Source organism: Alsobacter sp. P4_H11 (assembly GCF_056400925.1).
The window spans coordinates 195,160-209,912 of sequence record NZ_JBFUKI010000003.1; the positions used below are offsets into that span (position 1 = coordinate 195,160).

Genomic DNA, 14,753 nt, shown 5'->3' on the forward strand with positions numbered 1-14,753 from the left:
ATGCCCCCTCCAAGATGCGCAAAGGCCCCTGCAGATATCATCATCTGCAGGGGCTTTTTTGTTGATTTCAGGAGGAGGAGGCGGCGCCGCTGGCGACCAGTACGAGCGACCTGTCGCTATCTTCCAGCAACGCGCCCGCCACATGGCCGAAGCTGACCACGTCCCCTGGCCGCTTGCTCACTCCAAGAACGATCAGGCTATGGCCGCCGATTCGGGCCTGCCGCAGGATCGCGGCCTCGGCGCTCATGTTCACGCGAACCGCCGTCCTCACCGACACGCCGAACTTGTCTCCGAGTTCGACGATGTCCTTCAGGATAGCCTCGTTCTGCCCCCGCAAAGCCCGGAAGCGTCGACGACGCGCCTTGTTGTTGTGCGCGCCCGGCACGAACAGCGCCGTGAGTTGGCTTCGATGCGCGCGAGCGAGCGCGAGGGCGACTTCGGCGCCCCGGCGAGACACCTCCGTGCCGGTCACGGCCACGAGAATGTTGAGATCGCCACGCAGTGGCTCATCCACATGCGACCCACGGGCGCTGACGAGCGCGAGCGGACCGCCAAAACTGAGCGCCACATCGCTGACCCGGGCGTCGAGTCCGCCCTTTGAACGCATGGTGGGTTCCAGGCCGGCGATCAGGAGGTCGTAGCCCTTCGCGGCTTCCGCGGCGACGATTTCGCCAGCCTGGCCCAGCGTGTCCGCATCGCGCGTGGTCACGTCCACGTCGAGCAGGACGGGATCGCGATCGGGATCGTCCGACGCCACGGCGGCGGCTTTCCGGACGACGGCCTCCGCGCCGACGTCATTGGCCAGGGCGGCTTCCGACGCCACGGGCCCGCTCGCGCGTCCTTCGCCGAGCCGCAGCACCGTAACGGGCAGCCCGCGCGCGCCGGCCAGGAGGCCCGCGACCCGCGACGCCAGGCGTCCGCTGGCGCTTTCGTCCGTGCCGACCAAGAGTCGTTCCAGGCGGGGGATGAAGCCCTGAGCCTCGAAGGTCTCGCGATCGATTCGCTCGGCCTCCTCGGGCGTCAGCGGCAGGCGGCGCAGCGCCCAACGGAGCATCGGCGGCATCGCCATGGTGGTGAGCACCGCCATGGCGACGATCATGGTGAAAAGATCGTTGCTGAGCGCCCCCATGGACAATCCGATGGAGGCGACGATGACCTCGGTCGAGCCGCGGGCGTTCATGCCGCACCCAAGCGCAATCGACTCCGCCCGGCCTAATCCGCCGAACCACCCGCCCACGAAGGCGCCGCCGAACTTGCCGACGCTGGCGATCAGCACGAGACCGACCGTGAGGAGAGCGATGTTCGGATTGGCCAGGATGGTGAGGTCGGCCCCCAGGCCCGCAAGGCCGAAGAACACCGGCATGAACAAAGCCACGATCAGGCCGCGAAGCTCTTCCTCGATGTGGCGCGTGAGGATCGGCGACTGCCCCACCAGCACACCGGCCACGAAGGCGCCCAGCACCGTGTGGACGCCGATCGCGTTGGTGATCAACGCCATCACGCCGGTGATCACCAGAATTACCGAGATCACCGGCATGTCGCTGACGAAGTTGTCGTTGGCCCAGCGGATCGCCATGAAGACGAGGCGCCGGCCAATTGTGAGGCTTACGGCCAGGAACGCCAGCGTCCCGACCACGCTCTTCGCCAACGAGGCGAGCTCGAAGGAGCCGTGCAGCGCGATCCCGAAGGTCAGCGCGATGATGATCCAGCCGATCGTATCGTCGATGATCGCCGAGGCGACGATGACCTGCCCGATGTTCCGGCGCAGGAAATTCATCTCCCGAACCACCATGGCGACGATCTTCACGGAGGAGATCGACAGGGCCGTCCCGAGAAAGAGCGATGTGATCAGCCGGAGCTCGGGCCGGGGCAGCATCGCGTCAGGCAGGAACTCGCCCAGTGCAAAACCGCACGCGAAGGGGACGGCTACGCCTGCGACCGAGACGCTGAACGCGGCCCGCCTGACTTTTCGGACCAGCCCGAGATCGGTCTCCATGCCGGTGAGCAGCAGCAACAGCATGATGCCGAGCTGCGACACGGCGTCGATCATCGCCTTCTGCTCTCGCGACGCAGGAAACAGCGCGTGCTGCCAATCGGGCAACAAGGCGCCGAACACTGACGGTCCGAGGATGATGCCGGCGATCAGCTGGCCCATCACGGCCGGCTGCCCGATCCGCTGCATGGCTTCGCCGAGGAGGCGGCCCACCACGATCAGCACCAGCACCTGGGCGATGAACAGCGATTCTGACGGGCCCGATCCACCGGGCCCGGAAGCCGCCCAGGCCGCGCCCGCGAAAGCGAGCGTCAGACCAGTTGCGAGTAAGGCGGAGAGAGATCGGCGGGATGCTGGTTCACGACGGCGGAAAAGGAGCACGCTGCATCCTCGGGCGATTGTGCACGAGAACGGTGCAGTGCTTCGAAAGATCCGTCAGAGCAGCGCTATGTCTCGCAACGCGTCAGTAAAGCGCGCGCACGGTCGCGCGGCGGGTGACGGTCTCGCACGGAGCGGGCGTATAAGCGCGGTACCAGCCGTGATGCCAGCGATGCGGGCGGCTCTCGCAATAGCCCTGGTAGCGAACCGAAATTGGCACGCCGCGCTGCGCCACCACGGGACCGCGAAACTCACCGTCGAGCGAAATCAAGGGCTGGCTGATGACCGGCGGGGATGCGCATGCGCCCAAGCCCAGCGCCACGACGCCCAACACGAACAACTCCCGCATCACAGACTCCTCGATTCGTTCGCGCAGCTTAGATCAAGCGCCCCGCGTGGGCCAGAGTTCCACCTTGGCGCCGACAAGGTAAACAAAGAATAGCCCAGGCGCTGTATTTTCAGTTTCCATTAACGACGTTCACGCACACTTACCTTGTTACAGACAGGAGATTGACGCTCGTGAACATTGCCGCCGCCCGCCCCCCAGGCGCAGCCGACACCATGGACGGCGACAAGGCCGCCGAGTTCATCCATGGCATCTCGGATCGAATCGACCAGCTCGGCGAGATCGTCGACATCGCCGGAAGCGTGAATGACGTTGTCCGAAACGTCTTCTCCAAGGCGGCGCGGATCAACGACGTCGCGGTGGCCGCCGAGCAGATGATCCAGGCGAACGAAACGATCTCGGCGTCCGCAGAGCGAGCCCAGGGCTCCGCCGTCGCGGTGCGGGAAGGGCTTTCGGTTGCGACCGGCGCGATCCGGGATGGGCTCAACGGCGCGCGCGCCAACGTGGCGACGCTTTCGGAGGCGGCGACCCGGTTTTCCAGCATCCTGGAGGAAGCAACCGAGACCGTTCAACGGGTGTCTGAGTCGAGTGCGTCCATCAACTCGGTGGCGCGAGAGATCCAGCTCATCTCCATCAATGCGGGCGTCGAGGCGGCGCGCAGCGGCGCGGCCGGACGGGGGTTCGCGGTGATCGCGAACGCCGTGAAGGATCTCGCAGAGCAGACACGCGCCGCCACGGCCGAGAACGCCCGGCAATTGACCGCGCTGGCCGAAACGATCGAGCGCCTTGCGCGGCAGAGCCGTGACAGCGAGGAAAAGGCCCGGGCCGCCACCGCGCACAACGAAACCATTTCCGAGCGGCTGGAGGCGTTCGATGAATTCGGCCGCCGGGTTCACCGTCTCGTGGAAGACATCGATGCGGTGACGGCTCCGGTCAACGAGAACATCCGCGTCTGCGGCAACGTCATCGACCAGCTCGACTCGGTTCTGGCCGACATGGACGCTTCCAAGGCCAGCTACGTGGATGCGTCGCGACGGATCGACTCACTGGTAAAGACCAGCCAAGAGCTGGTGGAGTACATCGCCGGTTCGGCCGTCCAGGCCAAGGACAGCCGTCTGATCACGGCCGCTCAGGAGACGGCCGCGGCGGTCGCGGCGGTGTTCGAGAAGGCGCTCGCGGATGGGACGATCTCGCTGGAAGCCCTGTTTGATGCGGATTACCGGCCCATTCCGGGCTCCAACCCGCTCCAGCACCTGACGCGCTTCACCACGCTGACGGATCGGTTGCTGCCGGCGCTGCAAGAGCCGGTGCTGCAGGTCGATCCGAGGATCGTGTTCTGTGCGGCGGTGGACCGGAACGGATACCTGCCGACGCACAACCGGGTGTTCTCGAAGCCGCTGAGCCCCGATCCGGTCTGGAACACGGCGAACTGCCGCAACCGGCGCATCTTCAACGATCGCACGGGCCTTTCGGCCGGGCAGAACACCAAGCGGTTCCTGGTGCAGACCTATCGCCGCGACATGGGCGGCGGCGTGTTTGCGCTCATGAAGGACATCAGCGCCCCGATCAGAGTGCGGGGCCGGCACTGGGGCGGCTTGCGGATCGGCGTGAAGGTCTAGGCGTTCAGGGCCGCGCCTTGGGGTTGCGTGGCGACGTCGCAGTGGCGGCGGGGCCTGGACCGTCGTCCGGCGGCAGCTGCATGAACGGCAGCCATTTGAACGCGGCCGGGATCAAGAAGCCGATCAGCAGAAATCGCGCGAGGTGATGGACCCCGACGTAGACGGGATCGAGTCCAAGCGCGAAAGCGATCACCGTCATGGCCTCGAGCCCGCCGGGCGCGAAGGCCACGGCGGTTTCGCCGAACGGCACGCCGACTGACCACGTGACCAGCACGGCGCCCAACGCCGACATGGCGAGTGAAGCCGCAAACGAGATCACGGCGGCCGGCGCCGTGCGCAGCACCGTCATGCCCTCGAGCCCGCTGAATCGCTGGCCGATGAACACGCCGATCAGCAGGAACCCGATCGTCGAGAAGATGGGCGGCACGCCGCCATGGATCAGCCCGGGGCCGGTGACGAAGGCGGTGGCGACCATCGGCCCCAGAATAAACGCGCCCGCTACCCTGAAGCGCTCGAACAGCATGGCGCCGGCCAGCGAGACCGCAAAGAAGATGGCCAGACCGGGCGCATCCGCGGCCGCGCGAATGATCGGGGCGCCAGCCTGCCCATGCTCGGCGAAGACGATCACCATCGGGAGGATCGCGACGAGCACGAAGAGCCGCAGCAATTGTACGACCACGATCTTGGGCACGTCCGCGCCCCTGTCGGCGGCGATCACCAGCACGGTGGAGAGCGCGCCGGGTGCGGACGCCAGAACGGCGTCCGGCAACGTCCAACCCGACAGCACGACCAGCACCGCGGCCGACGCCGCCACGATGGCGAAGATCGTGACCAACAGGATCGCGAGGCTCGCCGGATAGGCCGCGAAGGCGCCCAGCGATTCGGGCGTGACCGCGGCGCCCATGCTCATGCCGGAGATCACGAGCGCGAACTCGCGAATGGGCGTCACCATGGGGGGTACGAGGTGGGCGGCCGAGAGCGCCGCCGTCGCCAGCATGGCCCCGGTCAGCCAAGGCGCCGGGATCCCGGCCAGGTCGCACAGCCAGCCCCCGGCGGCGGCGGCGGCGATAAGACCGATCTGGCCCAGAATCGCGCGAAGGTTCGGCCCGGCGGCGCTGTTCATCGAGGAGGTCTGGCGGTGGGGAGTTGAGGGTGAGGAGCGAGCGCGCGGCAACAATTCGCCGCCGTTGACCTCGATCAATGACGCCGAGGGACGGCCGCGTCAAATTCACCCTCGTGATCAGCGGAAGCTGAACAGACCGGCCCGCTGGCGGCGGGGGTCTCCGCGGACGGTCGCGGCTTCCGGTTCACCGTTCCATGGCCAAAAGCCGTGGGCCGGGGCGCCCGGCGCAGTCTCGGGGGAGCTGTGCCGGGCGCTTCCATTTTCAGGATTATCCGTTAGTCGCCGGCCGCTTCAGTGCGAGCCCGTGCATTTGCAGAGACGGCAGACATTGCCGATCGTGACGTCGTCGTGCCGACCATAGGCGAGTACGCCCTGGCGCTTGAGCAGCGAGAACGCACGGCTGACGGTTTCGAGCGTCAGGCCAAGGTAGTCGGCGATCTCCTGGCGGGTCAGCGTCACATGAACCTGGGCCTGATCGGTTTTGCCGCCCGCCAACGGACCGGCGCATCCCTGGCCGCCGCGGTTCGGCACGAGGCGCATCAGGAAGGTGGCGACCCGCTCAACCGCGTTCTTGCGGCCAAGCAGCATGGCGTGGTCGTGCAGGGCGCAGATCTGGGCCTTCATGCGATCGGCGACGAGCCGCTGCAGCGAGGGCGAGCTTTCGGCCACGGCGCGGTCGTAGACGACGATGCGGGATGGGAGCACGGTTTCGGCCGTAACATCCGACAGGCGGTTGATGCAGAGGCCGAAGACGTCGCCCGGGCCAAGGAGCTCGATGATCTGCCGGCGGCCGTCAGGCAGCAGCTTGGAGAGCATGACGGAGCCCTCCAGAATGACGTGCAGGGAGCGCGCCTCGTCACCCTCGTCCAGGATTGTCTGCCGCGCTGCGAGATCAAGGTGGCGCGCCGCCTTCTCGGCCGGCTCGGCCATGGCCTCAGGTCGCGAAATGCCGAGCGTCCAACCCGCATCGTGCTTGGGCGGGAGGCGATCGCGCATGGAATGGGCGAGGGAGGCGACATCGAGGGACATGGCGGGCCTTACGGGGGCTGCAGCGCCACGGTGGGCCCGTATGGCGCCTGGGAAGTCACGCTGAAGGTTAAGCCTCCAACGGGACTTGGCGCATCGGGGGATCGCCGTAAGCAGTGTTACGGAGGACGAAAGTCTTCATCTGCAAAGATATTAGCGGGTGCTTAGACGATAGACGCAATCGTCTCGGCGTTGAGGGGCTTGCGCAGCACCTGAACATTGCGAAGACCCGTGGTCTGTTTTTCGATCGCGGACTGCGGCTGGCCCGTGATGGCGATGACCCGCGGCGGAGTCTTCAGGTCCTGAAGCCAGCGGATCACGCGCGCGCCGCTGATGCCCGGCAGAAGCAGGTCCACGATGATCGTGTCATCCGGACCCGGCGGCGTCAGCTCCAGGAAACTTTCGGCGTCCGGATACGCGAACGCATCGTAGCCCATGCCCTTGAGGAACATGAGGAGGGAGTCGCTCACCCCAGGATCATCTTCGAGGATGTGGATTGTCACGACGTCGGGCGCCTCAGTATCACGCACGCAGCATGCAGCCTGCCCGCGATGCGGGGCGCATGCATTGATCACAGTCAAACTGAGTGTGCCGGAGGGCCAGGCTCAATGCATCCGTAGCTTTCCCAAGGACATTGGGAAAAGCGCACCCGTAAGGATGCGGATGCGGCGTCGGCGCGCAGGGGCCTTGCGATCTCGTCAGTTGCGACGAACGTCAGAGTAGACGATACGCACGAGGTCGGCGGTGTTGCGGGCGCCGAGCTTCTCCATGATCCGGGCGCGGTGGACCTCGATGGTGCGCGGGCTGATACCGAGCTGGCGGCCGGCCTCCTTGTTGGACGCCCCCATGGCGATGCGCTCCAGCACCTCCCGCTCGCGCGGCGTGAGCTGGTCTTCACCCGTGAAGGGAGCCAGGATGAGTTCGCCTGTCTTCTGCGACGCCTTGCGCGTGCGCGCCTCGATCGCTTCGCGGATGCGGGTCAGCACCGTGTCGGCGTCGAAGGGCTTCTCGAGGAAATCATGAGCTCCCTGCCGAATGGCTTCCACCGCCATCGGGATGTCGCCCTGTCCGGAGATCATGAATACCGGCGCGCCGTAATGGGGGCCGAGTTCCTGCAGCACTTCCAGCCCGGAGCGCCCCGGCATGTGGACATCGAGAACCACGACGCTCGGCGTGCGCGTGCGGGCGGCGGCCAGGAAACTGCCGCCATCCGGAAAAGCCGTGACCGCATATCCGTCCATCTCGAACACGAGCCGCAGCGCATCGCGCACCGCGCCGTCGTCATCGACGATGAAGACCTCCTGGGTCGTGCCGTTCGCCGTTGCCATGTCGAGTCGCCGCCGCTCCCTTGGCCATCCGCATTCATCCGAATGGGACAGGCCTCGCCTCTCGTTCATTCTGTATCGAGCGACAGACGACCATCGCCCGCGTTGTCAGCGTCATCCGGCTCGATCGGCAGGATGGGCAGCTGCAGGTTGAACCTTGCTCCTCGGCCGCCCCCACCCGGGTCGACCGACAAATCCCCCGCGTGATTTTGCGCGATCGTGCGGGAGATAGATAGACCTAGTCCCATACCGGTCCGTTTGGAACTCGAAAAGGCCTTGAACAGAGTCGGAATCGCCGACGGGGCAAGGCCCGGGCCGTTGTCCTCGACGCTGACGAGCACGTGTTCGGCTTCGCTCTGCACCTCGATAACGATGCGCGGATTCTCCCGGCCTTTAAGCGCCTCGATGGCGTTGCGAATTAGATTGACGATGATCTGCTGAATCTGGACCGCATCCACAGAAACCAACGGCAGGTCCATCTCGTATTCGCGGGCGACGCGGGGCGGGTTGCGCTGGCCCAGCATCACGAGCTCGACGGCCTCGTCCACGATCGCCCGCAAGTCGACGTTTCGACGTTGCGGCTCGCGCTTCTCCACGAAGTGACGCATCCGGCTTATGATGGCGCCGGCCCGCTCGGCCTCGTGGACGGCTTTCTCCAAAACCTGCTTGAACGTGTCGACGGGTAGCGGCGCGCCCTGCACGGAGCGCGAGATCGTTCGGCTGGCCGCCTGCAGGTAGAGCATGATGGCGGTGAGCGGCTGGTTCAACTCATGCGCCAGAGCGGCGCCCATTTCGTCCATGGCGGACACGCGCGCCATGTGGACGAGGTCGGCCTGCAACTCGTTGAACCGGCGCTCCGCCTCCTTGCGGGACCGCAGATCGCGGATGATCCCGATGAACTGGCGGCCCATCGGGGTGGTCGCCTCGCCCACCGAAAGCTCGACCGGGAACTCCGTTCCGTCCTTGTGGCGCGCCCGCACCTCGCGCCCGATGCCGATGATCTTGCGCGACCCTGTCGTGAGATAGTTGTCCAGATAGCGATCATGCGCGCCCGCATAGTCGCTGGGCATTATCAGCCGCACGTTCTGGCCAACCGCCTCTTCATGCGAATAGCCGAACAGGCCTTCGCAGGCCTTGTTGTAGACGAGGATAGCGCCCCTCTCCTCGATCACGAGAATGCCGTCGACTGCGGTATCCAACACGCTCGAAAGGCGTGCATCGGACACCGTCATGAGGTCGGTTGGGCCGCCCGGGGGAATGGTCATTCCATGCGCGTTCGTACTGCTCGTTTCACGGGCATACTGATGCGCCGTTGCGGCGCGCGCAACCGGAAGGCGGCGCTTCGGGCCTCACCCTTCGTTGAACAGGCTCGATGGTCAGCCTGCGAGGGCGGCCGAGAGCCGTCGCGCGGCTTCCTGGATGTCCTCTGGCCGGCGCGCGAAGCACAGGCGGAAGTATTGCTCACCGCCCGCCCCGAAAGCCGTTCCGGGCGCGATTCCCACATTGGCGTCGTCAACCAACCGCAGCGCGCGCTTGCGGGTGTCGGCTTCGCCGCGAATGGAGAAGAACAGGTAGAAGGCCCCGGCCGGGTCGGCGAATTCGACCTTTCCGGTGGCGGACAGGGTGTCGCAGATGATGTCCCGGCACCGTCGAACGCGCTCGATCTGATGCTGGACGAAGCCTTCGCCCTGCTCCAGCGCCACGACGCCGGCGCGCTGGATGAAAGACGGCACGCCCGAGCAGGAATACTGCATCAGGTTCTCGACGACCTGGCCGAGGGCCGGATGGCATTCGAGCCAGCCGATCCGCCAGCCGGTCATGGCCCAGTTCTTCGAAAAGGTCTGCACGAAGAGAATGCGGTCATCTTCGGCCATGATGTCGTGGAAGGACGGCGCGCGCTCGGCGCCATCGAACACGAAGCGGCCGTAGATCTCGTCGGCGACGATCCACAATCCATGGCGCCGCGCCAATGCGAGGATCGCTTCCAGTTCCTCCCGCGTCGCCGTCCAGCCGGTCGGGTTTGCCGGAGAGTTCACGATGATGAGCTTGGTGCGGGGCGTCACGGCGGCGGCCAGGCGCTCGACGTCCAGCGACCAGCGGTTCCGCACAGGGTCGATCGCCATCGGGACTTCGACCGGCGTCGCCCCGGCCACGCCAACGGCGCCGAGGAAGTTGGGCCAGGCCGGCGACGGGATCAGGGCCTCGTCGCCCACCCCGGCCGCGATGCGGATCGCCATCTGGAGGGCGTGCATGCCCCCGATCGTGACAAAGAACCGCTCGGCGTCGAGCGGACGCCCATAGACGCGGCTCATGTAGGTTGAGATGGCGCCGCGGAGCTCCGGCAGGCCGCGCTGATAGGTGTAGAACGTCTCGCCGGCGGCGAGCGACCGCGTGGCGGCTTCCTGGATGAAGCCCGGCGTCGGCATGTCGCCTTCGCCGACCCAGAGCGGGATCAGGCCCTGGCGGCCGCGTCCATAGTTGAACACCTCGACGATGCCGCTCTCCGGCGCGCCCGCCGCCTCGGGACGTACGGCCGAGAGGAGAGACTGTCCGACATCCGCGCGAACGTCGGCGGAGGGCTGGGTCATGGTCGAGAGGTCAGTCATCACGCCGTCGCAGCTGGATCGATGATCGGAAAGGAAGCGGCCCTTCTGCCATGGGGCGCCCGCGCCGTCTTCTCAAATCTCTTCATCGTATGCATCAGCCGGGCTGTTTAGTCCTGCAACGCAGAAGCCCCAGCCGATGGCCGGGGCTTCCAGATCTCGGCGAATGGAACTCAGGCCTTGGCGGCGAGCAGATCGCGGATCTCGCCGAGCAGCACCTGCTCGGTGGTGGGGGCCGGCGCAGCCGCGGGAGCGGCGGCCTGCTCGCGCTGGAGCTTCGAGATCGCCTTCACGACCATGAACAGCACCCAGGCGATGATGATGAAGAACACCAGCGCGTTGATGAAGCTGCCGATGCCCATCACGGCGCCCGCCTTCTTGGCGTCCGCATAGGCCATTCCGAGGCTCACCTTGCTGGAGAGCGGAATGTAGATGTTGGAAAAGTCGAGACCACCCGTGATCGCGCCGATGATCGGCATGATGATGTCGTTGACCAGTGAATCGACGATCTTGCCGAACGCCGCGCCGATCACGACGCCGATCGCGAGATCGACGACATTTCCGCGCATTGCAAACGCTTTGAATTCTTGAAGCATAAGGCCACCCCTCGTGAACCTGGCGCCGACGGCCAGGCAGATCGCTAAAAATCCCTCAATTCACTGTAAAAAGAAAGCCGCTACACGCAGTTTCAACCCTCGCGTGCATTTCACATCAAAAGACAGAAATGGGCTGTACTTCCGTCTCGCTCACGGGAGCGCTAGACTGGCGGAGCGTCGAGGGGGAAGCGTCGTGTTGGCGGGTTGGTCGATCGTTCTGACCGCTCTGATCTATCTGTGCGTGCTGTTCGCGGTCGCCCATTACGGCGACACCACAGGACGCCGATGGGTGAATGGGCGTGCGCGTCCAACGATCCACGCGCTCGCGCTGGCGGTCTTCTGCACGTCCTGGACCTTTTTCGGCTCCGTCGGACTGGCGTCCCGATCGGGCCTCGACTTCCTGGCGATCTATATCGGCCCTGCGCTCGTCATCGGCCTCTGCTACGGGCTGGTCGGGCGCGTCGTCCGGCTCGCCAAGTCGCAGAACATCACCTCGATCGCGGATTTCGTGGCGTCGCGCTACGGCAAGAGCGAACGCGTGGCGGCACTGGTCAGCATCACGGCCGTGATCGGATGCGTGCCCTACATCGCGCTGCAATTGAAGGCGATCGCGGCCTCGCTCACCACGCTGCTGAACGCCGTGGAGCCGGGGGCTATGTCCCAGGCCGTGCCGATCTTCGGCGACCTTGCGCTCCTGATCGCGCTGATCCTCGCCGGTTTCGCGACGGCGTTCGGCACGCGCCATGTCGACGCCACCGAGCACCAGGACGGGCTGATGCTGGCCATCGCGGCCGAGTCCGTCGTGAAGCTGATCGCCTTCATGGGGGTTGGCCTGGCGGTGATCTACGGGGTCTTCGACGGCTTCGGCGATCTGCTGGCGAAGGTCGCGGCGCATCCCGGCATGACCCCGCTGCTGGATCGCGGCGCGGGCTGGCCGGCGTTCCTGGGCGTCACCATGATGTCCGGCCTGATCATCCTGCTGCTGCCGCGGCAGTTCCACGTCACGGTCGTGGAGAACCGGGCGGAGGGCGAGACCCGCCGGGCCGCCTGGCTGTTTCCGCTCTATCTCGTGCTGATCAACATCTTCGTGGTCCCGCTGGCGCTCTCGGCCGACCTGCTGCTGCCGCCGGGCGTCGACCGCGACATGGCGGTTCTCGAGATGCCGCTGCGCCACGGCCAGAACCTCACCGCGCTCGTGGCTTTCATCGGCGGCCTCTCGGCCGCGACCGCCATGGTGATCGTCGAATGCGTCGCGCTGGCGATCATGATCTCCAATGATCTCGTGATCCCGGTCGTGCTGCGCCGCCGCGCGCTCACCGGCAGCGCCGGCATCGGCAACATGGGCGGACTCATTCTGGCGGTCAGGCGCGTCGCGATCGTGCTGTTGATGCTGCTCGCTTATTTCTATTTCAGGAACATGGGCGAGGCCGCGCTGGCGTCCATCGGCCTGATCTCGTTCGCCGCCATCGCGCAGATCGCGCCGGCCTTTTTCGCAGGGCTGTTCTGGCGCCGGGGCACCGCTTTGGGAGCGACCGCCGGCATCATGGCCGGCCTCATCGTGTGGGCGCTCACGCTTTTCATTCCGAGCGTCGCGGACCCGGGCTGGCTCACCTCTCTGGGCGCGATCGGGGTCGACTGGCTGGGCGTCGATCGCCTGCTGATCGGCTCGCCCGGTCAGGAAGGGCTGCGCTTCGGCCTCGCCGAAATCACGCGTGGCGCAAGCTGGAGCCTCGCCGCGAACACGCTCGCCTTCGTGGCGTTCTCGCTGGCGCGGCCGGCCACGCCGATCGAGCGGCTGCAGGCGAGCACCTTCGTGTCGCCCGACATGCCCGCCATGGGGCAGAGCTTCCGGCTCTGGCGCGCCACCGTGACCGTGGGCGAGTTGCGCGCCACGATCGCGCGTTATCTCGGCGAAGAGCAGACGGCTGCGTCATTCCAGACCTTTTCGGCCGCTCGCGGAATGGCTCTCGAGGCTCAGAAGGACGCCGACATTCACCTGCTGCGCTACGCGGAGCACATGCTGGCGTCGGCGATCGGCGCGGCGTCGTCTCGGCTCGTGCTCTCCTTGCTGCTGCGTCGGCGCAACGTCACCAAGAAGGCGGCCCTCAAGCTCCTGGACGACGCCTCGGCGGCCATCCAGTACAACCGCGACCTGCTCCAGCACGCGCTTGACCATGCCCGCCAAGGCATCACGGTCTTCGACAAAGATCTGCGCCTGATGTGCTGGAATCGCGAGTTCCAGGACCTGTTCGATCTCCCGCCGGAGCTCGCGCGCGCGGGCGCGGGCCTGGACGAGATCGTCCGGTTCAACGCGGCGCGCGGCAGTTACGGGCCCGGCGAGCCGGACGAGTTCGTCACCGCCCGGCTCGAAAGCTTCGTCAACGACGTCGAGCCCGTGCGCGTGCGCCTGCACGATAGCGGCAAGGTGATCGAGATCCGATCGGCCCACATGCCCGACGGCGGCATCGTCACCACCTACACGGACATCACCGCCAGCGTGGCGGCCGAGGAGGCGCTGGAACGCGCCAACGAGACGCTGGAAAAGCGGGTTCGCGAGCGCACCGAGGAATTAATGCGGCTGAACGAGGAGCTCGGCCGAGCCAAGTCCGAGGCCGACGACGCCAACGTCTCCAAGACCCGCTTCCTGGCCGCCGCGAGCCATGACATTCTCCAGCCGCTCAACGCGGCGCGCCTCTATGCGACGTCGCTGGTGGAGCGCGCCGCCGACACGGAGGAAGCGGGCCTCGCCAAGAACGTCGACGCCTCACTGGAGGCCGTCGAGGAAATTCTCACCGCTCTCCTGGACATCTCGCGACTGGATTCCGGGGCCATGAAGGCCGAGGTCTCGAGCTTCAGGATCGACGATATCCTGAACCAGCTGCGGTTGGAGTTCGAGCCGATCGCACGGGAAAAAGGGCTGAAGCTCACCTTCCTGCCCTGCTCGCTGACTGTTAGATCGGACCGCCGTTTGCTGCGCCGCCTCCTGCAAAACCTCGTGTCCAACGCGATCAAGTACACGATGAAAGGGCGCGTGATCGTGGGCGCGCGAAGGCGGCGGAACCGCCTCAGGCTGGAGGTCTGGGACACCGGGATGGGCATCCCGCCGTCCAAGCAGAAGGCGGTGTTCCGCGAGTTCCAGCGTCTCGACCAGGGCGCCCGTGCGGCGCGTGGGCTCGGGCTCGGGCTCTCGATCGTGCAGCGCATCGGGCGCGTGCTGGATCACCCGATCCGGCTTCAGTCGCAGGTCGGGCGCGGCTCGGTGTTCACCGTCGAGCTGCCCGTCGCAGCCCCCCTCCCCGCCATGGTGTCGCAAGGCGCGTCGCGGCCAACGCCGGTCGCGCCTCTGGCCGGCATGGTGGTGCTGTGCATCGACAACGAGCCCGCCATCCTGGACGGCATGCGAACCTTGCTGACCGGATGGGGCTGCGCCGTGATCGCGGCCGCGAGCCTCAAAGAAGCGCAGGGCGCGATGCGCCGTCGCAAGCTCGGCCCCGACGTGGTGATCGCCGACTACCATCTCGACGATGGGGATGGCCTGGAAGCCATCACGGCGCTGCGTTGGAAATTCGGCGCGGACCTGCCGGCCGTGCTGGTCACGGCCGATCGATCGCCCGCTGTACGCGACCTCGCGGCGGAAAAGGACATCCACGTCCTGAACAAGCCGCTGAAACCTGCCGCGTTGCGGTCACTCCTCGCGCAGTGGCGGGCGACGCGGGCCGCGGCAGAATGATGAACAACGTCCTA

General features: G+C 66.3%; 11 protein-coding genes. 2 read left to right on the forward strand and 9 right to left on the reverse strand.

All coding sequences use genetic code 11. The features are described from left to right. Positions 1 to 67 precede the first annotated feature (67 nt). Positions 68 to 2,374: a cation:proton antiporter domain-containing protein gene (locus AC1DSZ_RS06690; RefSeq protein ID WP_476837596.1), complete on the reverse strand. Its 2,307-nt coding sequence runs from the start codon at positions 2,372 to 2,374 to the stop codon at positions 68 to 70. Positions 2,375 to 2,456: 82 nt separating this feature from the next. After that, complete coding sequence (locus tag AC1DSZ_RS06695; protein ID WP_476837597.1) at positions 2,457 to 2,720, reverse strand: hypothetical protein; 264 nt, start codon at positions 2,718 to 2,720, stop codon at positions 2,457 to 2,459. 170 nt (positions 2,721 to 2,890) lie between these two features. Between AC1DSZ_RS06695 and AC1DSZ_RS06700 the strand changes: the two genes are divergently transcribed. Continuing rightward, the gene (locus AC1DSZ_RS06700) at positions 2,891 to 4,336 is read left to right on the forward strand and encodes a methyl-accepting chemotaxis protein (protein WP_476837598.1); all 1,446 of its coding nucleotides are present in this window, start codon (positions 2,891 to 2,893) and stop codon (positions 4,334 to 4,336) included. 4 nt (positions 4,337 to 4,340) lie between these two features. Here AC1DSZ_RS06700 and AC1DSZ_RS06705 read toward each other — a convergent pair whose 3' ends face one another. The 7 genes from AC1DSZ_RS06705 to mscL all read right to left on the reverse strand — a co-directional run bounded on the left by AC1DSZ_RS06705 (position 4,341) and on the right by mscL (position 11,009). Next, positions 4,341 to 5,459 carry an AbrB family transcriptional regulator gene (locus tag AC1DSZ_RS06705; RefSeq protein WP_476837599.1) on the reverse strand — a complete coding sequence of 373 codons (1,119 nt, stop codon included), beginning with the start codon at positions 5,457 to 5,459 and terminating at the stop codon, positions 4,341 to 4,343. Positions 5,460 to 5,750: 291 nt separating this feature from the next. Beyond that, positions 5,751 to 6,488 (reverse strand): Crp/Fnr family transcriptional regulator, encoded by a 738-nt coding sequence (locus AC1DSZ_RS06710; RefSeq protein ID WP_476837600.1) that lies wholly within the window; start codon positions 6,486 to 6,488, stop codon positions 5,751 to 5,753. A gap of 161 nt (positions 6,489 to 6,649) precedes the next feature. Further along, positions 6,650 to 7,015, reverse strand: a complete 366-nt coding sequence (locus AC1DSZ_RS06715) for a response regulator (RefSeq protein WP_476837808.1) — start codon at positions 7,013 to 7,015, stop codon at positions 6,650 to 6,652. A 168-nt stretch (positions 7,016 to 7,183) separates the two neighbouring features. Then, positions 7,184 to 7,813, reverse strand: coding sequence for a response regulator transcription factor (locus AC1DSZ_RS06720; RefSeq protein WP_476837601.1), 630 nt, complete (start codon positions 7,811 to 7,813; stop codon positions 7,184 to 7,186). Positions 7,814 to 7,878: 65 nt separating this feature from the next. Further along, positions 7,879 to 9,075 (reverse strand): PAS domain-containing sensor histidine kinase, encoded by a 1,197-nt coding sequence (locus AC1DSZ_RS06725; RefSeq protein ID WP_476837602.1) that lies wholly within the window; start codon positions 9,073 to 9,075, stop codon positions 7,879 to 7,881. Positions 9,076 to 9,186: 111 nt separating this feature from the next. Then, complete coding sequence (locus AC1DSZ_RS06730; RefSeq protein ID WP_476837809.1) at positions 9,187 to 10,398, reverse strand: pyridoxal phosphate-dependent aminotransferase; 1,212 nt, start codon at positions 10,396 to 10,398, stop codon at positions 9,187 to 9,189. A 188-nt stretch (positions 10,399 to 10,586) separates the two neighbouring features. Continuing rightward, positions 10,587 to 11,009 carry a large conductance mechanosensitive channel protein MscL gene (mscL, locus tag AC1DSZ_RS06735; protein WP_476837603.1) on the reverse strand — a complete coding sequence of 141 codons (423 nt, stop codon included), beginning with the start codon at positions 11,007 to 11,009 and terminating at the stop codon, positions 10,587 to 10,589. Positions 11,010 to 11,202: 193 nt separating this feature from the next. Here mscL and AC1DSZ_RS06740 point away from each other — a divergent pair, with 193 nt between their 5' ends. Beyond that, positions 11,203 to 14,739 carry a PAS domain-containing hybrid sensor histidine kinase/response regulator gene (locus AC1DSZ_RS06740; RefSeq protein ID WP_476837604.1) on the forward strand — a complete coding sequence of 1,179 codons (3,537 nt, stop codon included), beginning with the start codon at positions 11,203 to 11,205 and terminating at the stop codon, positions 14,737 to 14,739. Positions 14,740 to 14,753: the final 14 nt, after the last annotated feature.